The organism is Ruegeria sp. CDSB117 (assembly GCF_059611005.1).
In genome coordinates, this window is record NZ_JBXWOS010000004.1 from 192,934 (window position 1) to 216,217 (window position 23,284).

Genomic DNA, 23,284 nt, shown 5'->3' on the forward strand with positions numbered 1-23,284 from the left:
TCAGGTAGTGTGACGTGCCCGAGCGCCGCGTTCGATCGCGGCGGCATGCAGGCGATCAATGCTCAGCTCGTAACGAATTTCTTCAAGCAGGCGCAGCTCGGATTCCGCCAACGAGCCGTCGGCGGCGGCCACATCACAGGCCAGCGCATAGGCGGTTTCGTTCAGCCGTTCGGGCAGGTTGTCACGGATCAGGCCGAACAGGGCGTCCAGCCCGTCCTCTTGTTCAAACAGGTCAAACACGGTTTGCGAAACGCGGCGGGTACGGTCGATGTCATACTCGGCAAAAACCGGCAGCATATTGACCGCGCCTTCGATCTTGACCAGCTCAGCGGTGCGGATGGTCTCATCAGACGCAGAGATTGCAACCATGATCGCTACAAGGCAATCCTGAGGGGACATTGGGTGGGGTACTTGTTCGGTCATGGTGTCGTCCTGATTAGACTTTCTGCGTCAGCACGATAGGAGGGCAAGCGGGCAGGTTCAACGGGTTTCGCTTCGACGAGGCTAGAGAATGGGCAAAGGACCGCGCGTTTTGGTTTGTCGCAATACAAAATTGCTGCGCGTGTCGCGCACAAGCCCGGATTTCAAAAGCCGCTGCATAATGAAGTGCTCAAGCTCTTCTGGCGTCTTGGCATAGACTTTCAGAATGAAATCGTGATCCCCGGTGATCGAGGCGCACTCGACGATCTGAGGTTCGGTTTCAATTAGGCGCAGGAACGCGTTGATGCTGTCCTCCTGATGCTCGCGCAAAGCTACGTGAACGTAGGCTATGGCGTTCAGCCCAACAGACTTGGCGCGTACCTGCGCCGTATAGCCGGAAATGATACCAGCGGCCTCAAGGTCGCGCACACGCCGCCAGCACTGCGAAGCAGATAACCCCGTGCGATCCGCAAGGTCCTGCATGGATTGGCGGCCATCCATCTGAAGTTCTTGCAAAATGGCAATATCGGCGGGTTGAAGGGTTTGTCTCATAAATCATGACTCAATGATATGTATTTGCCAAAATATTGGAATTCACATGTTATTCCAAAGCAAATTCTTCAATCAGATGGCGTATTCTTTTCATAAGGGAGGAAAAGTGATGCCCAAGTCGACCAAATACGCCGCCAAGGTTGCCGATGCGCGCGGTCATATCGCGTATACGCCGGAAGAGGATGCTGTTTGGGCCGACCTCTACGCGGCCCAACAGGAAAACGTTCAGCGCTATATGGCGCGGGACTACCTGGACGGGCTGCAGCGGCTGGACCTGCCAAAAACCACCGTGCCGTCCTGTGCCGATATCTCTGAACGGCTTCTGGATATGACCGGCTGGCGGGTGCAACCGGTGCCTGCGCTGATCGGGTTCAAGACTTTTTTTGGCATGCTAGCAGACAGGGTCTTTCCCGCCGCATCCTTTATCCGCTCACGCGAAGATTTCGACTATATCGAAGAGCCTGACATCTTTCATGAGATATTCGGTCATACGCCCCTGCTGAGCGATCCCCGCTTTGCGGCTTTCAGCCATGCCATTGGGAAGGCCGGGGTACAGGCCAGCGACAAGGATTACTCTTGGCTGATCCGGCTGTACTGGTTCTCAATCGAATTTGGACTGCGCCGTCAGGACGGTGAGATCAAGGCGTTGGGCTCAGGGCTTGCATCTTCGCCGACCGAGCTGGTCTATGCCGTCGAGAGCGATATCCCCGATCGGGACCCGTTCGACATTATGACAATCCTGCGCACCCCCTATCGGATCGACATGCACCAGATGGGCTATTTCGTGTTAAACTCACCTGAGGAGCTGTTTGCGGCCGCCGAACGTGATCTGTTGGCGGATGTGCATAAGGCCCAATCCTTAGGATTGTTGCCCAATAAGTTCCCACCAAAAGCAACCGCAGCGGAGTAAACGGATCATGACCACATCAGGAGAAACCTGCAGTCTTTCGGACCGTACTTGTGTGCCCTGTTCCGGCGGCGTCCCGGCTTTGACACGCGAAGAGGCCAACACCCACATGGCCGAGCTTTCAGCCAATTGGCAGTTGGATGTAGATGCAAAGATGCTGCGCCGACATTTCAAGTTCAAGGGTTTTGCCAAAGCAACCTATCTAGCAAATCTCTGCGCGTGGTTGGCTGATCAGCAAGGGCATCATCCTGATGTCAGCTTCGGTTGGGGATATGTGGATGTCAAACTGACGACCCACGAAATCGGCGGCCTCAGCGAAAATGACTTTATCTGGGCTGCGAAACTGGACCAGTTGACAGCTTAAATCGTCCTTTCCATCAGGAAAAACAGCGCGCTTTATTGACTCATGCTGCACCGGCACAATAGGAGGGGTCGGTCGGTTGCATCGGGCGACCGACACTGTTTTTCCCGATGGAGCAAATCTGATGTCTGAACTGCGTGAAACCGCGATGTCGTCCAAGGCCTGGCCTTTTGAAGAGGCGCGCCGGTTGCTCAAACGCTATCAGAAAGGTGCTCCGGAAAATGGATACGTGCTGTTTGAAACGGGTTATGGCCCTTCGGGTCTGCCGCATATCGGCACGTTTGGCGAAGTGGCGCGAACGACGATGGTCAAACGCGCGTTCGAGGCGCTGTCGGACATCCCGACGAAGCTGATCTGTTTCTCGGATGATTTGGACGGCATGCGCAAGGTGCCAACCAATGTACCAAACCCCGAGATTCTGGAACAGCACTTGCAGCGTCCGTTGACCTCGGTGCCGGATCCGTTTGGCACGCATGACAGCTTTGGTGAACATAACAACGCGATGCTGCGCCGTTTTCTGGATACGTTTGGTTTCGAGTATGAATTCTACTCGGCCAAGGAATTCTACGAGTCCGGACGGTTTGACGAGATCCTGAAGCGTGCGGTTGAGCGTTATGACGAGATCATGGCGATCATGCTCAAAAGCCTGCGGGACGAACGTAAGCAGACCTATTCGATCTTCCTGCCGCTGCACCCCGAAAGCGGGCGGGTCATGTATGTGCCGATGAAAAAGGTCTGCGCAGAGACCTACACCGTGACCTTTGACGATGAGACCGGTAAAGAATGGACCGTTCCTGTCACAGGCGGCCACGTCAAGTTGCAGTGGAAGCCGGATTTCGGCGCGCGTTGGGCTGCGCTGGGCGTTGATTTCGAGATGTACGGCAAGGAACACGCCACGAACGAAAAGATCTATGACGCGATCTGTCGTGCGCTGGGTGGCCGCGCGCCCGAGCATTTCTCGTATGAATTGTTTCTGGATGAGAACGGTCAGAAGATTTCCAAATCGTCGGGCAATGGTGTGTCAATCGACGAATGGCTGACCTATGCGCCGACCGAGTCGCTGGCATACTTCATGTATCAAAAGCCGAAGACGGCGAAGCGTATGCATTTCGACGTGATCCCGAAGGCTTATGATGAGTATCATCAACAGTTACGCGCCTATCCGGGGCAGGATCTGAAGGCACAGCTGAACAATCCTGTCTGGCACATCCACGGCGGGAACGTTCCCGCGTCCACACTGATTGTGCCCTTCGCGATGCTGCTGAATCTGGCGTCGGTTTCCGGGGCCGAAGACAAAGAGGCGCTGTGGGGCTTTATCCGTCGCTATGCACCCGAGGCCACGCCCGACACCCATCCTGATCTGGATCAGGCTGCGGGGTTTGCGGTGCGCTACTTCAACGATTTCGTCAAACCCACCCGCCAGCACCGCGCGCCGACCGATCAGGAACGCGAAGCGCTGGAAGCACTGAAAGCCGCGCTTGAGGCTTATGATGGTCCGGTTGAGGACGAGGCACTACAATCCGTGGTTTATTCCATCGGACGCGAACGCTTCGACCCGATGCGCGGTTGGTTCACTGCGCTTTATGAGGTGCTGCTGGGTGCCTCGCAGGGTCCACGCTTTGGCGGGTTTATCGCCCTTTACGGCGTGCCCGAGACCATCGCACTGATCGACAAGGCTTTGGTCGGGGATCTGGCCTGATTTGACCTGAAACCGCATGGGGCTACTCTTTCAACAGGAGGTGGCCCCATGCGTCGTTTACTACTTGCTGTATCACTCAGTGCCGGACTGGCCTCGGGCGCGTATGCCCAAAATGCCGAGATTGAGGCAAATATTGCGGCGCAAATACAGGCGTTTAAGGCAGATGACTTTGTCACGGCCTTTACTTTTGCAAGTCCCAACATCCAGAACTTTTTTGGGACGCCCGAGAACTTCGGAGCCATGGTCCGCAATGGCTATCCCATGGTTTGGAGACCTGCTGATGTTCGCTTTCTGGAGTTGCGAGAGGTTGCTGGTGCATTGTGGCAGAAGGTCATGATCACGGATAGCAACGGGCAAGTGCACGTTTTGGACTATCAGATGGTCCAGCAAGAAAACGGCTGGAAGATCAATGGTGTGCAGCTTTTGGGAAATTCAGATCCGGCTGCATGATGCAACACCACCGTCACGGTGATATGAGCGGCAGTTAATCCCTATTCGGTACTCAGGCTTTTGCGTTCGGGCAACCCCGGACACTGGGTTTGTGCGCGCGGCGACCTGCTGCGGGCGATTGGGAAAGGGATTTCTATGAACAAGGCAATCACCGACGGTATCGTCTTCATGCCGCCTGCTTTTGCGAATGGTCTGAGCGTCTGGTCCAGAGGCGACGGGACACCGGGTTCGCCAACCTATAACGGGGCACCCTATGGGGCATTCGTTCCGGCAGACCCGGATTTCGGCGGTTGCCTTGAAATCCTGAAGGTGCAGGCAACCCAAAAGCTGCGCTATATGGGGCAGACGCCCTTGATCCCGGGATGCTATTTGCAAATCAAAGCACGTGTCAAAGCCATCAGCGGTCCTTTGCCCCAGGTTCGTATTGCGGCCTGGGCTGGCGGGGCAGGTGACCTGCAGGTAAACGGCGTCGTTGATCAGGGGCCGGTCACGCAGCTATCGGGCTATGGCACCGTACATGAAATCACGGCCATCGTAGGCAATGGTCAACGCTCGGGCGTCGACATGCCCTGGGGCGTTGCAGCGCTTTATGGGCATTTCGGTCTGAACATTGACGGTGCCAATGGTTCGCTCATTCGGGTCGATGATATCGAGATCACCGATGTCACCAGCATCTTCCTGCGCGAAATGATCAGCACTGTCGACGTGCGTGACTATGGTGCAATCGGCGACGGCGTCACCGACGATTCCGTAGCGTTCGAAGCAGCGGATCAGGCGGCCGGCGGTCGCCGGATCTATGTTCCGAAGGGGACGTATTTGCTGGCGCAGAACACATCGATGTCGTCCGAGATGGATTTTGAAGGCACCATCACCATGCCTGACGACAAGATGTTATTGTTGACAAAGAACTTCGACCTTCCAGCGTATATCGCGGCATTTGGGGATGAAGAACTGGCGTTCAAAAAAGCGTTTCAGGCGTTGCTGAACAATTCGGACCATGAATCGCTGGATATGGGCGGGCGCAAAATCTCGGTCACGGCGCCAATTGACATGGCCGCCGCCGTTCCGAACCGGCAGGGCGGTTTTTCGACCCGGCGCATCATCCGTAACGGGCAGTTCGATGTCAAAAGCAGCGCGGCCTGGGATACCGAGACTTTCACCTCGGTCGCAACCTACAACCCGGCGGATTCGACCAAGCTGACCAATGTGGAGAACATTGCCAATATTCCGGTTGGCGCGCTGGTGCAGGGCAATGGTGTTGGGCGTGAAATCTATGTGCGCTCCAAGGATGTCGGTGCCGGAGAGATCAGGCTGAACGACCCGCTCTATGATGCGGCGGGGACGCAAACCTTCACGTTCCAGTCGTTCAAATACCTGTTGGACTTCAGCGGCTTCAGTACGTTGCGCAAATTTGGCATGGAAGAGATCGAATTTCAGTGCAACGGCCGCAGCAGTGCGATCCGGCTTGCGCCGTCTGGCAGTACCTTCGCGGTGACGAATTGCTTTATCAGCCGGCCCAAAGATCGCGGCATCAGCTCGCACGGGACCGGATGTCAGGGGATGCTGATCGACAATTGCCAGTTCCTGTCGACCGAAGAATCCTTCAACGTGTCCGACCGCAAATCCATCGCGTTGAATGCCAATGCAAACGATATCAAACTACGGCACAATCGCGCCGTGCGGTTTCTGCATTTTGCTGTGTTGGCCGGATCCAACAACCTGATCTTAGGCAACCACTTTTTCCAGGGTGACAGCATTCCGCAGGGTATCCGCAGTGCCGGGCTGATCATGACCGGGACTTATAACAGCTCGACCATTTCCGAAAATTATGTCGACAACTGCTTTGTCGAATGGACCAACGAGCGGGATGCAAACCCGGTCTACACAAGCGGATATTCCTTCAGTTCGATGACAATTTCGGACAACATCTTTTATGCCAGCGAAGTCGCGCCGTGGTTCAGTCAGATCGTCATTCGCCCTCATGGGGCCGGGCACTATCTGAACGGAGTGGTCGTGACCGGGAACAAATTCAGGTCAAGCAGCGGTCGTATCGACCGGGCCGACCGCGTCGATACCAGCTTTGCCGATCTGAACCATTCGGCGCATCTGAACGTGATTTTCGAAGACAACACGTTCAATGGCATCAACGCAAAGGTGGAAAACCCGTTGCGGATCCGACGCTCGCAACAATCGGCATCCTCGGTTTGGACCATTCCTGCTGACGGCCGGTTGCCCTTTGGCGGTAAGGCACGCGGGTGCGATGCGGTTACGGTGTTGGGGCCGCTCAGAAATGCGGGCGGGCAGATCGTTCATGCCACGCCCTATGTCGAGCTAGAGCAGGGCGCAAATCAGGACACTATCCAAATGCGCTGGCCTTTGCCCGTCAGTGGGTCGGTGTCGGCCATCATGCGTATGGAATACTAAACGGCACCGATCACGGGCGTTTTAGAATGTATTCCAGATAGCCAGCCTGATGCCCGTATTCTTGCGGGCATCATTGCGCTCTAAGCCCAGAACCCATGTGGTTGGGCTGTCCTTGGTGCGGATCATGATCGAGGGCTTGATCCTCCAGTGCAGGGGGTGGTCGCTTTGGTACGCGGTTTCGATCTGCAGCAGGGGGTTAATAAGGCGCGGGGATGACAGGCCTGCAGTAAGGTCCAACTTGCGATATACCGCATCATGCGTTCGAAATTCCAGTGCAGCGTCAATGGCGATCCAGCCATTGCCCCAGCCGGTCTGAAACCCCTTGCCGTACGAGAGCGTGGCTTTGTACAAGGCCCAGGCTCGCATCTGGCGATGATGGGCACCGATTGCAATCTCGGCAGCAAAGCGCCCTGACTTTTCGAATTCGGCGACAGGCAAGCGGGCGAACACCAGAGCATGCCCATAAATGTCGCGGTGCTCTTCAACGTCCAGGCCAAGCGTTAGCTTCTCCCGCAACCCGTACTCGGCATAAAATGACCCTTTGTAGTCGTATCCGTAATCCGGTTCCTTAAACGCCGTTACGGCAGTCGATACAAAAGCTGCGCCCTTGTCCCGCAACCAAGCGCCAGACCAGGCTGGTGAGGCTGCCAACAACAAAATCAGAAGGATTGAAACCCGGCGCATGCGCGCAGCATCCGCCAGCATGGTTAACGGATCGTTAGGATTTGACCCAAATCCGCAGGAACTTGATGCCGCTAAATGACAAAGGAAACACAAGACCTTTTCAAAACCTATGTTAAGTTTGAAACAGATAGAGGAGAATCCAGATGCCGAAGATTGCCAAAGACGCCAGCGTCCAGACAGTTATCACGACCTTTGAGATGACGCCCGGCACCTGCCAGGACTTGCTGGAAGCTCTGACGGACGCTTATGCGGAATTCATCTCGAAACAGCCCGGATTTGTCGCTGCGGGACTGCACGTGAATGACGCGCAGACGCGGATCGCGAACTATTCGCAATGGGAACGCCGCGAGGATTTTCTGGCCATGCTGCGCACCACGGAAATGCGAAACCGCAATCGGCAGATTAACGAGCTGTGCAAAAGTTTTGAGCCGGTGATGTATGAGGTGGCCGGGACTTTTGGTGGAGCCTGATCTGAATCAATGCCTAACAGCCTGAGATGGTGCAGGATTCAGGCGTGAAAACGGAGGTGCGCGTCATGTATCACAATATTCTTGTCCCCATTTCCTTTGATGCCGAAAGGGATATCTCGGGGCCGTTGAAGCTGGCCGAAATACTGGCGACATCGGATGCGCAGGTCACGTTGCTGCACGTGGTCGAACACATCCCGAGTTACGCCATTTCCTACATGCCGCCAGAGTATCTGGCCGAGGCACGCAAGGCGCTGCAGATGGAACTGGACGCGCTTGCCGAAAAACTGCCCAACGCCAATGGTGTTCTGGTCGAGGGTCATTCGGGCCGGACAATTCTTGATTGGGCGGTCGAACATAAGCCCGACCTGATCATCATGGCGTCTCACCGTCCCGGGATGCAGGATTTGTTGCTGGGTTCTACGACCAACCATGTGGTGCGCCATGCGGCCTGCGCCGTTCATGTGGTGCGCTGATCGGTCCAGATATCGGTTGGGGCAAGGCGCCATGCCTTGCCAAAGCCGCCGTTCAAAACGGCATCGGAAATGGTGAACGTGACAAACCCGAAATCGGTGAAGTCCGCATAAAGCTTGGCTTTGGGCCTCAGGCTCAGATACCGGGCGCGCAGCGCGGCGTGTTTCTCTGTCTTTCTGGCGACGAACTGCGCGTTGGCATGCAGCGTCAGCCTTGGGTGCGTCAACGGATCGCCTGTATCACTGGGCTCACCAATCAACAGCGCACAGGCCGGATTGGTGGTCAGTGCCCGGGTATGGTCGGCCAGGGTTGAGATCAACGTGACCGGCCGCCCCCGATCATCCGTTGCAAGGGCTACGCGCGACACAGAAGGTAACGCCGTATCAGGGTGCAACACGGCCAGCGCGCCGAACGTCGCGTTTTCGATCAGGTCGCGTGCCATTTGGCAGGCTGATTCATCAACCGGGCGATACGGGTCGGTTTTGGTCATCGGTGTTTTAGCCTTGGGGGTCCATCCGGATGCAACATTATCCGCATTGCGACCTATGCGCGAGAGGGACATTCGGGTCTCGGTTTTGCCACAAATCCGGGTTAAGTGTCCGGTATGGCGCTCAATGATTCCGAGCAGGGCTCGAATAAGAAAAACTCAAGAGCCGCAGCGCGACATCGGCGCGCGGATGCGCAGCGCAGACGGGCGCTGTCGCCTTTTCGTATTATTATCATGATCCTTATGTTGCCCGCGACCACTGCGGCGATCGCGGTGGGTGTTTTTTTGCGGACATCAGAATTCGAAGGCCCCGATGCCCTGTTGCATCTGGTGGCCTTGGCTGGCTGCCAGGCCGCCGAAGCCTTGGTGCCGGGGCCGTACTGGGACGGTGAGCCGGGATACCACACGCGCAACGATACGGATGGAGATGGTGTTGCCTGCGGGGCGACGGCTCCTCAGTTCGCAACCCCCCAACCGGCTGCGAATCCTCAACCGGCTGCGACGGTGCCTCAACGGCAGGTGGGTTCGGCCAAGTTCGTCCGGCCCTGATCACCTCGACCCGAACATTCGAATCTATGCTATAGTACACGTGACGCGCCGCTTCGGCCGTCAGTGGGGGATTTCGCCCTGAAAGGGAGGAAAGTCATGTTTGCACGTATTACGCAGTTTAAAATGAAGCCTGGCATGCGGGATGCTGCCGAGGCCAAAATGAATGAATTGAAAGATCAGATTATGGGCATGGAAGGCATGCACAGCTTTACCAATGTCATGAATGAAGACGGTACCGGATTTGTCGTCGCAGTTGTCCAAAGCGAGGAAACATCAAACGCGAACGCGTCCAAAGTGGCCAAACTTTGGGGACATTTTGCCGAGTTTCTCGAAGGTCCGCCGTCGCCTGCAGGGTATGACGTCGTGGTCCACTGGGACAAGGGATAATACCTCGCCCAGCGCTTGCCAAACGACACGCAATCGCCAAAATTGGGCTGATGACCCGCGATGAATTCAACAGCTTTTGTGCCAACCTCAAGGCCACCACCCATGTAGTGCAATGGGGCAATGCGGATGTATGGAAAGTGGGCGGCAAGGTCTTTGCGCTCTGTGGCTGGAATGACGGCAAGGATGCCTTCACCTTCAAAGCAACCGATCTGGCCTTTGAAGTGCTGGGGGGCGAACCCGGCATCCGCCCAGCGCCCTATCTGGCGTCGCGGGGTATGAAATGGCTACAGGTCTATGACGAACGCGGCATGAGCGATGCGTCGCTGCGCGAGCATATCGTGACGTCCTATGATCTGGTCGTGGCTAAGCTGACCAAGAAATTGCGGGCGGAATTGGGTGTTTAGCCCTTCATCGCCTGCAGCAATTCCAGCAGTTGTTTCCGGTCGCCGTCATCCGTGTAATCGCCGGTGGCCAGACGCTCGGCAATGCGCAGGCGCAGGCGTTCCTGCTGGGTGCGCACCTCTTCGCCAGCGGTCTCAGCCAGAGTTTTCATGATCATCGCCACCGCCTGTTGGCGCTTGGTGGTGGGGTTGGCGATATAGTCGACAAGGCTCTGTTGCCCGGAATCGAGGATGTTTTCGGCCAGATCGCGCAGCTGATCGCCATTGGGCAGCAGCGGGGCCGGGGCGTCCGCGGGCGGTAGGATTTCCGGCACGCTGCGCGGGGTCTCGGCCAGAGCGTTCGCACCGTCAACAAAGGCCTCAGTAATCATCCGGGTGATCTTGATGGCGCGCGGGTCCTTGAACAGGGCCGAGGCGATGGCCACGCCGTAATCCGTATAAACCCACGGGTTGACCCGCCGCCCACCACGTCCTTTGGGTTTTGAGATCACATTCTGTGATTGCAAATCGGCGACCTCGGCATCGGACAGCTGAAAGCGGTAGCCGTGGAACAGGTCCTTGTTGCGCGAGACGGCCTGATTGAAGGCGCTGACGGATTTTCCGTAGAACTGCGCCAGATCCTCGGCCAGCACCACGCGAGTGCCGCGCACCCGGTAAATGGCGCTTTGGACCTCATGCGTGCTGGGCATGGTGTTGGGGTTCGTCATGGCAACCGTTTGGAATCACAATTTGTGATTTCAAACGTGGAGGAATGCGCGCTGGGCTGCAAGTTTGAAGCGTGGGGGAGCGCGATGGATGTATCGGAAGCTCGGTCCACGGTTGCCTTAAGAACTATCCACTAAATTGCGTCGGCTTTGCTTGCAGTAGAACCTGGCCAATTCAGGATTGCCCCGACCAAACCGAGAGTCAGGCGGCAACGAAACCCAGTCCCGCTGCCTATAGCTCCAAAGATAGGGCCAGTCGCTAGAATCACATGCGTAACCATGGGGATTTCTGTTGTCCGAATAACCTTCTCTGGCGGATCGAAAAAAAGAGTATTGCTCGATGACTAGTAAGTCGGCTTCTTTTGCTTGTGACGCCATTCGCTCTTTCACAATTGAGTTCTCAATTGAGGCGGGTACAAAAACGGCCAAGATAGAACCTGCAAAAGTGACCAAAACTCGTGTAATCCTTGCGGTCATGAATGCGAGAACCAGTGTTGCCATCAAGACTACTAGGGCGCCCACCAAAAAGTAGTTAAGGTTTGCGGCAACGAGATCTGGAAGCGCATAAAACCAGACGAAGGGCCACAAAAACAGTGTCAGTAGGTGCGAAAAGGGATCGCCTATCGGGTCGCCAAAGCACAGTATTGCAGTAATTGAAAACGCAGATGCCAGCAAAAAAATGGATCGAACGATTGTCGGTTCTCGCTTCCCGGTAAAAACACTGAGCCATACCCAAATTGTTGTTATGCCTATGCTGAGCGCGAAAAGAAAAAACAGGCAGATGGCGACTATAGCACCCATGAGATCGAACAACTTTTAGTTAAATGTTTCGATTAAACAGCTCACAATTTGTTCGCTTTAGAGCTACTGCTTCCGCCGCTTCACATTCCCACCCCGCTGCCCCGGCCTGCCAGCCGTTGACCGTCCGCGCGATTTCACCGCGTCCTCCGAGGCTTTCTCGACCGCCCATTGGCGCGCCATGGGGTCGTCGGCGACGGCGAGGTCGACCGCTTCCAGACGTTTGATTTCATCCCGGATGTTGGCAGCCTCTTCGAATTCAAGGTTCTCGGCGGCTTTGCGCATCTGGTCGCGCAACCCGTCCAGATGCGCCTCGAGATTCGCGCCGTGCATCGGTTTGTCGATGGTGGCGGTGACGCGGTTCATGTCGACGTCGCCCTGATAGAGACCGGCCAGAACGTCCTCGACATTCTTCTTCACCGTCGCAGGCGTGATGCCGTTTTCCTCGTTATAGGCGATCTGCCTTGCCCGGCGGCGGTTGGTTTCGTTCAGGGCGCGCTCCATACTGCCGGTGACCTTGTCGGCATACATGATCACACGGCCATCGGCGTTCCGCGCGGCGCGGCCGATGGTCTGGATCAGCGAAGTCTCAGATCGCAGGAAGCCCTCTTTATCCGCGTCCAGAATGGCGACCAACCCGCATTCAGGGATGTCGAGCCCCTCGCGCAGCAGGTTGATGCCGATCAGCACGTCAAACGCGCCCAACCGCAGGTCGCGCAGGATTTCGATGCGTTCCAGCGTGTCGATATCCGAGTGCATGTAGCGGACCCTGATGCCCTGTTCGTGCATGTATTCGGTCAAATCCTCGGCCATGCGTTTGGTCAACGTGGTGACCAGCGTGCGATAACCATCGGCGGCGACCTTGCGCACCTCGTCCAGCAGATCGTCGACTTGCATGCCGACAGGGCGGATTTCGACCTCGGGGTCCAAGAGCCCTGTGGGGCGGATCACCTGTTCGGTGAAGACACCGCCGGTCTGTTCGATCTCCCATTTCGCCGGGGTGGCGGAGACAAAGACGGATTGCGGGCGCATGGCGTCCCATTCCTCGAACTTCAGCGGGCGGTTGTCCATGCACGATGGCAGGCGGAACCCGTGTTCGGCCAGCGTGAACTTGCGCCGATAGTCGCCCCGGTACATGCCGCCGATCTGCGGAACTGAGACGTGGGATTCGTCGGCAAACACGATGGCGTTGTCGGGGATGAACTCGAAGAGCGTCGGGGGCGGCTCACCCGGTGCGCGGCCGGTCAGATAGCGCGAGTAGTTTTCGATCCCGTTGCAGACGCCGGTGGCCTCAAGCATTTCCAGATCGAAGTTGGTGCGCTGTTCCAGACGTTGGGCCTCCAGTAGCTTGCCCTCACCGACGAGCTGGTCCAGCCGGATGCGCAGTTCCTTTTTGATCCCGATGATTGCCTGATTCATCGTCGGTTTCGGCGTCACGTAGTGCGAGTTCGCATAGACCCGCACCTGGTCCATCGACGCGGCGCGTTCGCCGGTCAGGGGGTCGAATTCGGTGATAGTCTCCAACTCCTCACCAAAGAACGAAAACTTCCACGCCCGGTCCTCGAGGTGAGCAGGCCAGATTTCCAGTGAATCGCCCCGAACCCGGAACGAACCGCGCTGAAACGCCTGATCATTGCGGCGGTATTGCTGGGCGACCAGATCGGCCATGATCTGACGCTGGTCGTATTCGCTGCCGACCTTCAGATCCTGCGTCATCGCTCCGTAAGTTTCGACCGAGCCGATACCGTAGATGCACGAGACCGAGGCCACGATGATCACGTCATCGCGTTCCAGCAGCGCCCGGGTAGCCGAGTGGCGCATCCGGTCGATCTGTTCGTTGATCTGGGATTCTTTCTCGATATAGGTATCCGACCGCGCGACATAAGCCTCGGGCTGGTAATAGTCGTAGTAGGAGACGAAGTATTCGACCGAGTTTTCCGGGAAGAAGCCTTTGAATTCGCCATAAAGCTGGGCTGCCAGCGTCTTGTTGGGCGCAAGGATGATCGCAGGGCGTTGGGTTTCTTCGATCACTTTGGCCATAGTGAACGTCTTACCGGTTCCCGTCGCGCCCAGCAGAACCTGTTCTCTTTCGCCGTCAAAGATACCGCTGGTCAGTTCTTTGATCGCAGTTGGCTGATCACCAGCAGGCGCGAACTCGGTATGCATGACGAACTGCTTGCCGCCTTCGAGTTTCAGGCGCGCGCGAACGTCATCAGCGGTCAGCTGTGTCTTGTCGGAATGGGCATATGGCATAGGCAGGCTCCGGGTCAGGCCCTTACATTTGTTCTTATTTTGTCCAACTGCAAGGCCTGATCCGGTTCAGAAACTCAGTTTCAGTAATAGGCATACTGTGCATCGGGGATTTGAACCGATTGCACCTTGTCGGCCAGCGCTTTCAGATTGCTCTCCAGAACCCGGCCCATCATCGCCTTCATCAGTGTTTGACCCATCAGCCAGCCCAGCGGGCCATATTTCATCTGGTAATCCATGCTCCAGACGACTCGCGAATGGCCATTCGCGAGCGGTTCGATGGTGATGGACGCATGTGCTTGGGTCAAAGGCATCGCCGGCATCTCTGACAAGCGTACGCGATAGCCTTTGTTGACTTGCCAATCCGTCACTTCCTCGACCAGCGAGGTGCCGTTTTCAAAGTGGCAACGCCGTTTCGACCCGACGCCGTCTGGCCCAGTCGTCAGCGCATCCACCGAGGCGACTTGTGGTGCGAATTCGTCGATATGCATGAAACGGCTTAGAATGGCCCAAAGGGATTCGGGCCGGGCGTCGATTTCCAGGCTTTTTCTGTGGTGGATCATGTTGGTGTCCTCTTGATGGCGTTGCACGATTTATAAAAGGCCCTGATGACAGTTTCTGACATCAGGGCGTTACCAGCCGCGACAATTCCCATCTTGTCCCAGCCTGTACTCTGACGCATAAACAATCTCAGCCAAGTGAGGACGGAGGGGCGACATGCGCGCACGGATTTACAAGCCTGCCAGGAACGCAATGACTTCGGGGATGGCCAAGACCCGCAAGTGGGTTCTGGAATACGCGCCCGCGTCGTCGCGTGAGGTTGATCCGCTGATGGGCTGGACATCTTCCGACGATACGCAAACTCAAGTGCGCCTGAAGTTCGACACCAAAGAAGAGGCCCTGGATTATGCCAAAGACAATGGCATCGAAGTCCAGGTTAGCGAACCGCACAAACGCAAACCCAACCTGCGTTCGCGCGGCTATGGTGAGAATTTCGCCACCGATCGGCGCGCGCCCTGGACTCACTGAATGTTCGAAATCCATGAGGCCGACCCGACCTCGGACGCGCTGCGCCCATTGATTGAGGCGCATTTCGCCCATGGCGAAACTGCCGGACCTGCGGAAAGCAACCATACCATGGATGCCCAGGCTCTGGCTGCCGAGGGCATCAGGTTCTGGGCCATGTTTGACGACGGACAGCCCGTCGGCTGCGGAGCGTTAAAGGCGTTACCTGACGGAACGGCCGAGGTGAAATCAGTTCACATCGCCTCGCAGGCGCGTGGACGCGGTCTGGCGCGTCAGATGATGAACCACCTGACAAATGAGGCCCGTATCCAAGGGGTGGCGGCTTTGGTTTTGGAAACAGGTGCTGAACATCTGCCGGAATACGCGGCCGCCCGTAAGCTGTATGAACGGCTTGGGTATTCCTATTGCGGTCCGATTTTTGGATATGAAAGCGACCCGAACAGCGCCTTTATGCGCTTGGCTCTTGAACCCCGGAAGTAAAAACAGCAAGAAGGGCCCAGCGGTCCCGTAGCTCAACTGGATAGAGCAGCTGACTTCTAATCAGCAGGTTGAGGGTTCGAGTCCTTCCGGGATCGCCAGCTTTTTTATCCCATTTCCGGCGCCATCGCCGCATGGATCGCCTGATCTAAGCCGCCTTTGGTGGGCGGCTATCAATGTAAACGTGGGAACCTATTACATCCAACGGATGCGTGTTTCGCAAAATATCGCCGTTCGCACTAGCCCGTCGAGCGAAACTCTGCCGTTTAAAGCTTGCGCGCGCTTTTTCGACTGCAGTTTGTGGAAATCTGAACGAGTTTGCTTCGACGATTGCGCTGAATCAGGGGATGGACGATGTCGCAGGCCAGCACGCTTGAGCGTGAAATGCTTAATTTGATCAATGCAGAACGTGCATCGCGTGGCCTTGACTCCGTTCAGCTGGAACTCCGCTTGAACGCTTCGGCCGAAGAGCACAGCCAGTGGATGCTGGAATCCGGTGATTTCTCGCATACGGGTGAGGGTGGCAGCTCGGCCACCCAGCGCATGCGAGACGCGGGTTTTGTATTGTCCGGGTCCTGGTCCACTGCCGAGAACATTGCCTGGCAAAGCCAACGCGGAGAGCCGGGGTTTTCGGACGATGTCGTCGATTTGCACAATGCACTTATGAACAGCCCCAATCACCGCGCCAACATTCTGAATCCGAACCTGGCATATATCGGCATCGGAATAGAAATTGGATCATTCGGCGGCGTTCCTGCCGTCATTGTGACTCAGAATTTTGCCCGCACCACGGCGAGTGTCCAGTTGGACACCGGCGCCGGTTCGGATGCCGGTGGTTCTGATACGCCAGCAGATCCGGTACCGGTCGTTCCCGATCCGGGCGAACCGGCAGATCCGGTTTCGACATCCTCGCAAGAGAATCTGTCGTTTGGCGACGCGGACACCCTCAGAGTGACGCCGGAAGAACTGGATCAAAGTGTTATCAGCGGGTTTGGAGTGGCCAAGTCCCTCGTCATCGAAGGTGTCGAGCTTAGTCGGTCCAACATTCGCTTGACCGAGAATTCGAACGTTGAATTCGATGTTGATGTTGATGTTGATGTTGATGTTGATGTTGATGGTGATGGTGATGGTAGGACGGATCTGACGATTTCGCTGGACGGCGGGCAGTCGGGCGGCGACTTTTTTGCCATCACCAAGGATGGAAACACCGTGGTCAGTTATGCTAAATTTCTGCCTGACCTTGCGCCCGGGGTCCGCGTTGACAGCAGCGTGATCAACGGCATCGTGAACAAATCCTTTCTCGAAGGCGATGGTGCGGTAGAGCTAAGTAATTTGGCGGACGGAAACCGTCTAGGGTTCTTCATCGTTCAGGATGGTGCAGATTGGGCTAATTCACTTTCAGACAGCGATGACTTGAATTTTGTTGCCAGCAACGGTGGCATGGCAGACGTGGACGACGAGTTTGATTTTGTTTTGACGGTGAACGGAAACTCTGCTGGCGTGACCACGTTTCATGCCGAAAAGGCGGCCTTGAACAGTGACGATCAGCAACACGCGCTTTCGGGTGTCGTGTCGGGTGGCCAGTCAATGACCATCGGTTTCGAGGACTTGACGGGAGGGGGCGACTCCGATTTCGAGGATGTCGTGGTCAAGGTAACCAGGCTTGAGGATGACGCGCTTTCGGTGGTTTAAGTCTAATTGCCGAGTGCACGCTGATTAACGTGTTGTAATTCACTTTTGGCCCATACCGGTTACTCGGCCAAGTTTAACTATGCTGCGGTCGTGTCCCGTATTCCGGACATTCGCAGCAACTGTGCAGTCCGCGGCGTGCTGAGCTCATAAAGCACGCGGCTTGTCGGACTTTCCCGAACGCGGCCCAAATCACTGCCGCTCATGCGCGCAATCAGGTGGTATCATTTCCGCAAAAAAGCCCAGGACTTGAACATCTTAATTTGATCGGATCTGACTACTACTATTTTTTGGTGCTTGTAATTGCGCGCCAGTCTTCCGGTGGAGGCCTGTCTAACAGGCTTTGGGCTCGGGCCATCATGGCGACTGAGGCGGGATCTCCGTTTCGTGTTCGGTCCGCAACCTCGAATGCGGCAACAGCTTTTTCAAACTGCCCTGCCCGGTAGTGCGCAAGGCCTTGTTCATAGGTCTGTATCCAGGCAAATGATCCCTCACACACATCTGCCATCGCTATCAGTTCGTAGACCACCAGCTCTTCAACGCGTCCAAATACGGTAAGCGTGTCCAGTTCGCGCACCACGATTGTGCCGGCCGCCTGCTGTCTCGTTTCTGGCCCAATGAGGATCAGCGTGCCATAATCTTTGTTGGCTCCTTCCAACCGGCTGGCAACGTTCACAACATCGCCAATCGCGGTGTAGTTCAACCGCTGCTCTGATCCGATGTTTCCGACCAAAGCCTCGCCGCTGTTCAGCCCGATCCTGACACGCAAGGGAACGCCGTCATCATCCTTAATTCCGGACGCTTCCACTGCAGCGACAAGGTCCAATGCTGCACGACAGGCGTTTTCAGCGTGGTTCACATCCTTGCGTGGCGCCCCCCAAAACGCCATCACCGCATCACCCATGAATTTGTCGATCGTCCCACCATTTTTGGCGATAGCCGTGGAGGCCGCGCTAAAGAAGGGTTCCATCAGTTGGGTAATCTTGGGGCCAAGTTTCTCGGACAGCCCAGTGAAACCCGTGACGTCGCAGAACAATACAGAGATCTGCTTCACCTCTCCACCTGGCTGTATCTTGATACCCTCAGCAAGCAGCATGCGCACGAGATCTGTGGGTACGTATTTTCGGAATGCCGACAAACCAGCAGCCATGCTGGCGGTGGCCGCAGAAAGATTGGAAAGCTCAGACAGTTTGGACGGTCTGCGTTCAATCTGCTCGACGTCAAAGCGCTCAATTTTGCCGAGGTCTTCGGCTATGCGTGCCAGCGGATTTGCCACAACTTTGCGGATCAGCCAGATCGCTAATCCGGTTGCGACAACTACCACAATGATCAAAACGTAAATCAGATTGATCAGCGTCTCGTCGATCCCCGAAAGAAAGGCCGCTTCAGGTATGACTGTGGCAACGCGCCAGCCGTAAAACCCCAGGGGCGTCAGCGCCACCGCATAAGGCACGCCATCAATGACGACACGTTTCGTCAATGTACCAGAGGCATTTGCTTGTGGGTCAGCCAACAGCCTTTCGCCCGAGATCATTGCGACTTCATAAAGCTTGCCCTCGCCCATGCGCGCCGGAGTAACCTCATCCGCTTCGGCATCGGGGACCGCAATAACCTTTCCATCGGCATTCAAGATAAACGCCGCGCCAAATTCGCCGGGCGCAAGCGTGGCAAGAAACCGTGACAAACGATCCGTTTCGATCGCAACTGCCAAAACGCCTTGTCGCGCTCTATTGACGTCTATCGGACCGGCAAAGGCGTAAACGGTTCTGTCACTATCCGGAAGGTCGCGCGCTTCGATCCACCCAGAGGAATTGAGGCCCATGAAGTTTTTAAACCAGGCGTGTTCGCGCGGATCATAAGATGTTTCAGTAAAGGTCCGCTCTTCGAACTGTATGTCACCGGGAATGAAGATGTAGCGGTCTTTCCGCAGCATCCGGTCGCGGATCCCCTCATCGATTTCAATCATCTCAAGCCCACCGTCACCCAGGCGATGTGACGCAAAAAAATTTCCATCAGGCCAACCGAAGAACATCCATGAGATATTCGGCTGCGCCTGCAATTGTGACAGGAAAACAAACTCCCGCTTGTCGGCCTGTCGCGTCGCGATGACGTTCTGAACAAAGATCGTACGTACGGCCGCCCAGGCGGCTTCGGCCGACCTGAGTGTCACACCCACCTCGATACGGACAGTGTTTGCGATCTGGCCGTTTATTTCTGCTGCAAGCATGCGGCTATTGTCGCGCGCTGTTGTCCACCACAGGGAATGAACAACAAACGTCGACACTCCGATAGACACAGCCACCAGAATTGACACAGCAATGCCTACACTAATTCGCAATAAACTCTCCGCCAAAAAGCCACGTGTTTCAGTATTGAATTGAGACAGCTAAGAGAGCAAAGTTTTCTTAAACCCAGACCCGAAATCTCACGCAACTGTTAGGCGGAAGCAAAGGACTGTGTCGAAGCGAGCGCCTTAACACTAAATGCCGTATCTAACCTTCGTAAATTTGCCAGACGCTTCGCACTGTTGAACATGCGGCCCTTTTCATACCTTTGCCACACCAAACCCACGACGCGCTGCGGCCCGTCAAACCGAACATTGGCTGCAGGCGTAACAGCCAGAAAGGTCGAACACTCGAAATGCAGACGAAACAGACTTTCGCCGTGATTGCTTCAATGACAGCTTGATTGCAAACAGCGTCCACATCGACACCACATCAGATCGAAAAGAAATCCTTTAATACACTGTTAAAGAGCCAAGGCTTTTCCAGATGCGCAGCATGGGCGCATTCCGGCATAACCAGAAGGTTGGCGTTGGGAATGGATTGCCACAATTGTTCGGTCTGGCTCCATGAGTAGGTTCGATCACGGTCACCCCAGACTACCAGTGTTCTGGCCTCGATATTCTCCAGGTGCTTGACACCACTCCAGTTCTCCATCGCGTCTAGCCCATTTAGCATGGTCGGCAATCTGCATTGCTCGGCGATGGCGGCACAGTCTTTGTAGCCATCGGCATATTCCCGATTTAGAAACCAGGTCGCTGCGATCCGTCTGGCGGTGGCCTGCGGTCCGTCCAATTGAGCGCGGCGTTTGGATGTACCGATGGTCTCGAACCTGCCCGGAAGGACTCCTGTGGCGCCGGTACCATAGAGCACTAATCGCCCTATTCTCTCTGGCGCGCGCGCCTCCATTTCTTGCACGACCATCCCGCCCATCGAATGGCCGACCAGGTTAAAACGCCCGATGCCGCGCGTGCTCAGTTGGCCTAGGACCCATTCAGCATAGTCGCCAATACTGTCCAGCGCTTTCCAACAAGCATTTTCGCCAAATCCCGGCAAATCTAAGCTGATGATCTCGTGCCCGACTGCTGAACCGGCCTGCCCCTGCCATTGTCGGCTTCCGCCCATGAAGCCATGCACAAAAACGACCGGTGTCATTTGCGCCCGCCCTGCACGATACGATCAAGAATCATAGCGCAGAACAGGATCGAGAAGCCAGCGAGTATACCCTGTCCGACATTGGCATATTGCAATGCTTCTAGGACATCTTCACCCAATCCCTTGGCCCCGATCAACGAAGCCACGACGACCATTGCCAGTGACAGCATAATTGTCTGATTGATCCCGGCGCGGATTGATGGGGACGCCAGAGGAAGATCAACCTTGGTCAACAGATACCATTTGTTAGCACCAAAGCTGATTGCCGCCTCACGCACGCTTTCGGGCACACCCCGCAAGCCCAGGACGGTTAAGCGCACTACTGGGGTGCCACCAAAAATCATGGTGACAACCACCGCTGCCGGTTTGCCGACACCAAAAAATGCGATTACCGGGACCATGAAGACAAAGGCAGGCATAGTCTGCATAAAATCCATGATCGGCTGGATAAAGGCGTAAAAACGTGGGCGGCGTGCGGCGAACATGCCCAAGGGAATCCCTATGACAATGGACAGACAGGCCGCCGTACCCAATAGGGCCAGCGTTGTCATCGCCCCCTCCCAAAACCCCAAAAGCCCCATATAGGCCAGAAAAGCCCCTGAATAGATGGCCGTGCGGATGCCTGCCGTGAGCCATGTCAAAAGCACGATCAGGCTGGCAATCACGATCCACGGCGTCTGAACCAGGATGACCTCAAGCGCGTCAAGAAGCGCGCGAATGCCAAAGGTCAACCCGTCGAAAAACGCCTCGCTGTTGCCTACACACCATGCGATGAAGTCTTCGACCCCTTGGATGCTGGTCAGGCGAATTGCCGGATCGGTGGGAAAATGGCTGAGCAGGGAAAAACGGCCCGGAAAGCTGTAGTGCAGCATTGCGGCGGTGACGATCAGAAACATGAAAACCGCGCTAAACACAATATGAGTGATTGGCATTGCCGACCGGATCGAACGATCCGACAGCCAATCGGAAAACCGTGCCTCAAGCGCCCAATTGGCCACTATGGATTGCACTGCTTTAACCAGCAACAAGATCACGATCCCGGTTAGAACGATCATAGGGCCTTGGGCGGCAAGCGCATCGGCTTCGGCCCGAATGCCACCGATGTTTTGTTCAAGGGATTCGACTGTGCGTTGATAGACGTCGATCTTGTCCGAGCCGCTTTCGATTGCTGCGGCAAGCTGTTTGCGGCGCAGCTCAAGTGTGCCTTCAATGGATGCTATACGCTGCATGGCGTCGGCGGCCAGTTCCCCAAACAAACCACGCGCGATCTGAACAAAGCCCAGGGTTTCAAGGATCAGGAACGGCAGCGCCCAGCTCCACAATCCACGCGCGCCGAACCAGATAGGACCGAATAATCCGGCCATAATGTTGAAGGTCGGTGTGAATCGGGACGAGGCACCGATCTTATCAAAATTCCGTATATAGTACTCCGGGCTGGTGCGGACAAAGGCACGGATGTTGTCGCGGCGTTCCTCGGCATAGGCAAGGGCAGCTTCGCTTTCTGTGTCTTCAAGTGGGTTGACGCCAAGATCGTTGAGCTCGCTCATGATACTTCTGTCCCTTCGATCACGGTGCGCAGCAAGTCGGCGCGTGTGATGATGCCAACGTCCCTGTCGCCGTCCTGCACGAGTATGGGTTTTTGGTCGTCAATCGCCATGTTGATCAGATTGCTAAGGGTTTCGCCTTCTTCGACCCGTGGAGCATCGCTGTGAACCGGTCCGTTGGCGGCGGTATATTGTTCAAGCGGTTGCATTACGGCGTGGGCATGCACGACTTTAAGCCGCGAAATCCCGGCGACAAAATCGGCAACGTAGTCATCTGCGGGATTCATAACGATATCTTCAGCGGTGCCTATCTGCACCATCTTGCCGTCGCGCATGATTGCTATCCGGTCACCGATACGAACCGCTTCATCCAAATCATGGGTGATGAAGATCGTGGTCTTTTTCAAAATTTTGGACAGGCGAATAAACTCGTCCTGCAACTGGCGCCGGATCAGAGGGTCAAGAGCCGAAAATGGCTCGTCCATCAATAGAACATCTGGGTTTGCTGCCAGGGCGCGGGCCAAGCCGACACGCTGTTGCATGCCGCCTGATAATTCATGAGCAAATTTTGATCCCCAAGCGCCCAGCTCAACGATATCGAGAATGGCTGCCGCCTGTCGCATACGCTCGTTCTTGGCAATCTGACGGATTTCCAGAGGCATCGCCACATTGTCCAAAACCGAACGGTGCGGCATCAGGGCAAAGTTCTGGAACACCATACCGATCTTTCGGTTACGAAATTCCTGAAGCTCTTTCGGGCCAAGGGCCATGACATCGGTACCCTCGATTTCGATTTTACCTGCCGTAGGCTCCAAAAGGCGGTTGAAATGGCGGACCAGCGTGGATTTGCCACTGCCCGACAGCCCCATAATGCAAAAGATTTCGCCACGGTTCACCGACAAGCTGACATCGGCGACGCCAACCACCGCGCCTAACTCTGCCAGAATCTCGGCCTTGCTGAGGCCTCGGTCACGGATCGCCTGCAAAGCGACTTGAGGGTTCGCGCCGAAAATCTTCCAGACATTCGAAATTTCGACAACGGTATCGGCAGGTTCAGAGGACATGCGAGACATCTCAAAGTTTGAGGGGCAAAAGCG

At 55.9% G+C, this 23,284-nt stretch carries 24 protein-coding genes and 1 tRNA gene; 14 read left to right on the top strand and 11 right to left on the bottom strand.

Features of this window, described 5'->3' with window-relative positions:
- Both AC2FJC_RS07305 and AC2FJC_RS07310 read right to left on the bottom strand, forming a co-directional pair.
- Entirely contained in the window at nt 1-423 is a 423-nt protein-coding gene (locus tag AC2FJC_RS07305; RefSeq protein ID WP_058273455.1) for a tellurite resistance TerB family protein, read from the bottom strand.
- Nucleotides 424-504: 81 nt separating this feature from the next.
- Nucleotides 505-972 carry an Lrp/AsnC family transcriptional regulator gene (locus tag AC2FJC_RS07310; RefSeq protein WP_108860155.1) on the bottom strand — a complete coding sequence of 156 codons (468 nt, stop codon included), beginning with the start codon at nt 970-972 and terminating at the stop codon, nt 505-507.
- 109 nt (nt 973-1,081) lie between these two features.
- On the opposite strand from AC2FJC_RS07310, the gene phhA reads away from it, so the two are divergent.
- The 5 genes from phhA (at nt 1,082) to AC2FJC_RS07335 (ending at nt 6,813) form a co-directional block, all read left to right on the top strand.
- Nucleotides 1,082-1,882: a phenylalanine 4-monooxygenase gene (gene phhA / locus AC2FJC_RS07315; protein ID WP_496738969.1), complete on the top strand. Its 801-nt coding sequence runs from the start codon at nt 1,082-1,084 to the stop codon at nt 1,880-1,882.
- 7 nt (nt 1,883-1,889) lie between these two features.
- Complete coding sequence (locus tag AC2FJC_RS07320; RefSeq protein WP_496738970.1) at nt 1,890-2,243, top strand: 4a-hydroxytetrahydrobiopterin dehydratase; 354 nt, start codon at nt 1,890-1,892, stop codon at nt 2,241-2,243.
- Nucleotides 2,244-2,364: 121 nt separating this feature from the next.
- Nucleotides 2,365-3,939, top strand: a complete 1,575-nt coding sequence (locus AC2FJC_RS07325) for a lysine--tRNA ligase (protein WP_496738971.1) — start codon at nt 2,365-2,367, stop codon at nt 3,937-3,939.
- 48 nt (nt 3,940-3,987) lie between these two features.
- On the top strand, nt 3,988-4,389 hold the full coding sequence (locus AC2FJC_RS07330; protein WP_496738972.1) for a DUF4864 domain-containing protein: 402 nt from the start codon (nt 3,988-3,990) through the stop codon (nt 4,387-4,389).
- A gap of 135 nt (nt 4,390-4,524) precedes the next feature.
- Nucleotides 4,525-6,813: a glycosyl hydrolase family 28-related protein gene (locus AC2FJC_RS07335; RefSeq protein ID WP_496738973.1), complete on the top strand. Its 2,289-nt coding sequence runs from the start codon at nt 4,525-4,527 to the stop codon at nt 6,811-6,813.
- A gap of 21 nt (nt 6,814-6,834) precedes the next feature.
- Here AC2FJC_RS07335 and AC2FJC_RS07340 read toward each other — a convergent pair whose 3' ends face one another.
- On the bottom strand, nt 6,835-7,497 hold the full coding sequence (locus AC2FJC_RS07340; protein WP_233493485.1) for a hypothetical protein: 663 nt from the start codon (nt 7,495-7,497) through the stop codon (nt 6,835-6,837).
- Between the two features lie 143 nt (nt 7,498-7,640).
- On the opposite strand from AC2FJC_RS07340, the gene AC2FJC_RS07345 reads away from it, so the two are divergent.
- On the top strand, nt 7,641-7,967 hold the full coding sequence (locus AC2FJC_RS07345; protein WP_058278712.1) for an antibiotic biosynthesis monooxygenase family protein: 327 nt from the start codon (nt 7,641-7,643) through the stop codon (nt 7,965-7,967).
- Between the two features lie 65 nt (nt 7,968-8,032).
- Complete coding sequence (locus AC2FJC_RS07350; RefSeq protein WP_496725906.1) at nt 8,033-8,440, top strand: universal stress protein; 408 nt, start codon at nt 8,033-8,035, stop codon at nt 8,438-8,440.
- On the opposite strand, the gene AC2FJC_RS07355 is transcribed toward AC2FJC_RS07350, so the two are convergent.
- Nucleotides 8,425-9,000 (bottom strand): HugZ family pyridoxamine 5'-phosphate oxidase, encoded by a 576-nt coding sequence (locus tag AC2FJC_RS07355; RefSeq protein ID WP_496738974.1) that lies wholly within the window; start codon nt 8,998-9,000, stop codon nt 8,425-8,427. The genes AC2FJC_RS07350 and AC2FJC_RS07355 overlap by 16 nt on opposite strands.
- A gap of 42 nt (nt 9,001-9,042) precedes the next feature.
- Between AC2FJC_RS07355 and AC2FJC_RS07360 the strand changes: the two genes are divergently transcribed.
- The 3 genes from AC2FJC_RS07360 to AC2FJC_RS07370 all read left to right on the top strand — a co-directional run bounded on the left by AC2FJC_RS07360 (nt 9,043) and on the right by AC2FJC_RS07370 (nt 10,265).
- Entirely contained in the window at nt 9,043-9,474 is a 432-nt protein-coding gene (locus tag AC2FJC_RS07360; RefSeq protein WP_496738975.1) for an excalibur calcium-binding domain-containing protein, read from the top strand.
- A 96-nt stretch (nt 9,475-9,570) separates the two neighbouring features.
- Nucleotides 9,571-9,861, top strand: a complete 291-nt coding sequence (locus AC2FJC_RS07365) for an antibiotic biosynthesis monooxygenase family protein (protein ID WP_170414756.1) — start codon at nt 9,571-9,573, stop codon at nt 9,859-9,861.
- 50 nt (nt 9,862-9,911) lie between these two features.
- Complete coding sequence (locus tag AC2FJC_RS07370) at nt 9,912-10,265, top strand: MmcQ/YjbR family DNA-binding protein (RefSeq protein ID WP_496725909.1); 354 nt, start codon at nt 9,912-9,914, stop codon at nt 10,263-10,265.
- Here the strand turns inward: AC2FJC_RS07370 and AC2FJC_RS07375 are convergent.
- The 3 genes from AC2FJC_RS07375 to AC2FJC_RS07385 all read right to left on the bottom strand — a co-directional run bounded on the left by AC2FJC_RS07375 (nt 10,262) and on the right by AC2FJC_RS07385 (nt 14,577).
- A complete protein-coding gene (locus tag AC2FJC_RS07375; RefSeq protein ID WP_496738976.1) occupies nt 10,262-10,969 on the bottom strand; it encodes an ORF6N domain-containing protein in 708 nt (235 codons plus the stop codon). The two genes, AC2FJC_RS07370 and AC2FJC_RS07375, sit on opposite strands and share 4 nt — an antisense overlap.
- Before the next feature lie 861 nt (nt 10,970-11,830).
- The gene (gene uvrB, locus AC2FJC_RS07380; RefSeq protein WP_496738977.1) at nt 11,831-14,017 is read right to left on the bottom strand and encodes an excinuclease ABC subunit UvrB; all 2,187 of its coding nucleotides are present in this window, start codon (nt 14,015-14,017) and stop codon (nt 11,831-11,833) included.
- Nucleotides 14,018-14,097: 80 nt separating this feature from the next.
- Nucleotides 14,098-14,577, bottom strand: a complete 480-nt coding sequence (locus AC2FJC_RS07385) for an SRPBCC family protein (RefSeq protein WP_496738978.1) — start codon at nt 14,575-14,577, stop codon at nt 14,098-14,100.
- Nucleotides 14,578-14,731: 154 nt separating this feature from the next.
- On the opposite strand from AC2FJC_RS07385, the gene AC2FJC_RS07390 reads away from it, so the two are divergent.
- From AC2FJC_RS07390 to AC2FJC_RS07405, 4 genes are all read left to right on the top strand, one after another.
- Entirely contained in the window at nt 14,732-15,043 is a 312-nt protein-coding gene (locus tag AC2FJC_RS07390; RefSeq protein WP_109312827.1) for an ETC complex I subunit, read from the top strand.
- On the top strand, nt 15,044-15,520 hold the full coding sequence (locus AC2FJC_RS07395; protein ID WP_496738979.1) for a GNAT family N-acetyltransferase: 477 nt from the start codon (nt 15,044-15,046) through the stop codon (nt 15,518-15,520). It abuts the gene before it with no gap.
- 21 nt (nt 15,521-15,541) lie between these two features.
- Nucleotides 15,542-15,618: transfer RNA gene (locus AC2FJC_RS07400), tRNA-Arg, on the top strand.
- 253 nt (nt 15,619-15,871) lie between these two features.
- Entirely contained in the window at nt 15,872-17,209 is a 1,338-nt protein-coding gene (locus tag AC2FJC_RS07405) for a CAP domain-containing protein (protein WP_496738980.1), read from the top strand.
- Nucleotides 17,210-17,489: 280 nt separating this feature from the next.
- Here the strand turns inward: AC2FJC_RS07405 and AC2FJC_RS07410 are convergent, their stop codons facing one another.
- The 4 genes from AC2FJC_RS07410 to AC2FJC_RS07425 all read right to left on the bottom strand — a co-directional run bounded on the left by AC2FJC_RS07410 (nt 17,490) and on the right by AC2FJC_RS07425 (nt 23,251).
- Complete coding sequence (locus AC2FJC_RS07410; protein WP_496738981.1) at nt 17,490-19,544, bottom strand: adenylate/guanylate cyclase domain-containing protein; 2,055 nt, start codon at nt 19,542-19,544, stop codon at nt 17,490-17,492.
- A gap of 379 nt (nt 19,545-19,923) precedes the next feature.
- Nucleotides 19,924-20,643 (bottom strand): alpha/beta fold hydrolase, encoded by a 720-nt coding sequence (locus tag AC2FJC_RS07415; RefSeq protein WP_496738982.1) that lies wholly within the window; start codon nt 20,641-20,643, stop codon nt 19,924-19,926.
- Entirely contained in the window at nt 20,640-22,190 is a 1,551-nt protein-coding gene (locus tag AC2FJC_RS07420; RefSeq protein ID WP_496738983.1) for an ABC transporter permease subunit, read from the bottom strand. The genes AC2FJC_RS07415 and AC2FJC_RS07420 overlap by 4 nt, the downstream gene beginning before the upstream one ends.
- Complete coding sequence (locus AC2FJC_RS07425; protein ID WP_496738984.1) at nt 22,187-23,251, bottom strand: quaternary amine ABC transporter ATP-binding protein; 1,065 nt, start codon at nt 23,249-23,251, stop codon at nt 22,187-22,189. The genes AC2FJC_RS07420 and AC2FJC_RS07425 overlap by 4 nt, the downstream gene beginning before the upstream one ends.
- Nucleotides 23,252-23,284: the final 33 nt, after the last annotated feature.

What these genes read in the sequence shown, in the direction of transcription:
- AC2FJC_RS07305 (WP_058273455.1), bottom strand. Translation starts at nt 423, where the DNA reads ATGACCGAACAAGTACCCCACCCAATGTCCCCTCAGGATTGCCTTGTA.
- AC2FJC_RS07310 (WP_108860155.1), bottom strand. Translation starts at nt 972, where the DNA reads ATGAGACAAACCCTTCAACCCGCCGATATTGCCATTTTGCAAGAACTT.
- phhA (WP_496738969.1), top strand. Translation starts at nt 1,082, where the DNA reads ATGCCCAAGTCGACCAAATACGCCGCCAAGGTTGCCGATGCGCGCGGT.
- AC2FJC_RS07320 (WP_496738970.1), top strand. Translation starts at nt 1,890, where the DNA reads ATGACCACATCAGGAGAAACCTGCAGTCTTTCGGACCGTACTTGTGTG.
- AC2FJC_RS07325 (WP_496738971.1), top strand. Translation starts at nt 2,365, where the DNA reads ATGTCTGAACTGCGTGAAACCGCGATGTCGTCCAAGGCCTGGCCTTTT.
- AC2FJC_RS07330 (WP_496738972.1), top strand. Translation starts at nt 3,988, where the DNA reads ATGCGTCGTTTACTACTTGCTGTATCACTCAGTGCCGGACTGGCCTCG.
- AC2FJC_RS07335 (WP_496738973.1), top strand. Translation starts at nt 4,525, where the DNA reads ATGAACAAGGCAATCACCGACGGTATCGTCTTCATGCCGCCTGCTTTT.
- AC2FJC_RS07340 (WP_233493485.1), bottom strand. Translation starts at nt 7,497, where the DNA reads ATGCGCCGGGTTTCAATCCTTCTGATTTTGTTGTTGGCAGCCTCACCA.
- AC2FJC_RS07345 (WP_058278712.1), top strand. Translation starts at nt 7,641, where the DNA reads ATGCCGAAGATTGCCAAAGACGCCAGCGTCCAGACAGTTATCACGACC.
- AC2FJC_RS07350 (WP_496725906.1), top strand. Translation starts at nt 8,033, where the DNA reads ATGTATCACAATATTCTTGTCCCCATTTCCTTTGATGCCGAAAGGGAT.
- AC2FJC_RS07355 (WP_496738974.1), bottom strand. Translation starts at nt 9,000, where the DNA reads ATGTCCCTCTCGCGCATAGGTCGCAATGCGGATAATGTTGCATCCGGA.
- AC2FJC_RS07360 (WP_496738975.1), top strand. Translation starts at nt 9,043, where the DNA reads ATGGCGCTCAATGATTCCGAGCAGGGCTCGAATAAGAAAAACTCAAGA.
- AC2FJC_RS07365 (WP_170414756.1), top strand. Translation starts at nt 9,571, where the DNA reads ATGTTTGCACGTATTACGCAGTTTAAAATGAAGCCTGGCATGCGGGAT.
- AC2FJC_RS07370 (WP_496725909.1), top strand. Translation starts at nt 9,912, where the DNA reads ATGACCCGCGATGAATTCAACAGCTTTTGTGCCAACCTCAAGGCCACC.
- AC2FJC_RS07375 (WP_496738976.1), bottom strand. Translation starts at nt 10,969, where the DNA reads ATGACGAACCCCAACACCATGCCCAGCACGCATGAGGTCCAAAGCGCC.
- uvrB (WP_496738977.1), bottom strand. Translation starts at nt 14,017, where the DNA reads ATGCCATATGCCCATTCCGACAAGACACAGCTGACCGCTGATGACGTT.
- AC2FJC_RS07385 (WP_496738978.1), bottom strand. Translation starts at nt 14,577, where the DNA reads ATGATCCACCACAGAAAAAGCCTGGAAATCGACGCCCGGCCCGAATCC.
- AC2FJC_RS07390 (WP_109312827.1), top strand. Translation starts at nt 14,732, where the DNA reads ATGCGCGCACGGATTTACAAGCCTGCCAGGAACGCAATGACTTCGGGG.
- AC2FJC_RS07395 (WP_496738979.1), top strand. Translation starts at nt 15,044, where the DNA reads ATGTTCGAAATCCATGAGGCCGACCCGACCTCGGACGCGCTGCGCCCA.
- AC2FJC_RS07405 (WP_496738980.1), top strand. Translation starts at nt 15,872, where the DNA reads ATGTCGCAGGCCAGCACGCTTGAGCGTGAAATGCTTAATTTGATCAAT.
- AC2FJC_RS07415 (WP_496738982.1), bottom strand. Translation starts at nt 20,643, where the DNA reads ATGACACCGGTCGTTTTTGTGCATGGCTTCATGGGCGGAAGCCGACAA.
- AC2FJC_RS07420 (WP_496738983.1), bottom strand. Translation starts at nt 22,190, where the DNA reads ATGAGCGAGCTCAACGATCTTGGCGTCAACCCACTTGAAGACACAGAA.
- AC2FJC_RS07425 (WP_496738984.1), bottom strand. Translation starts at nt 23,251, where the DNA reads ATGTCCTCTGAACCTGCCGATACCGTTGTCGAAATTTCGAATGTCTGG.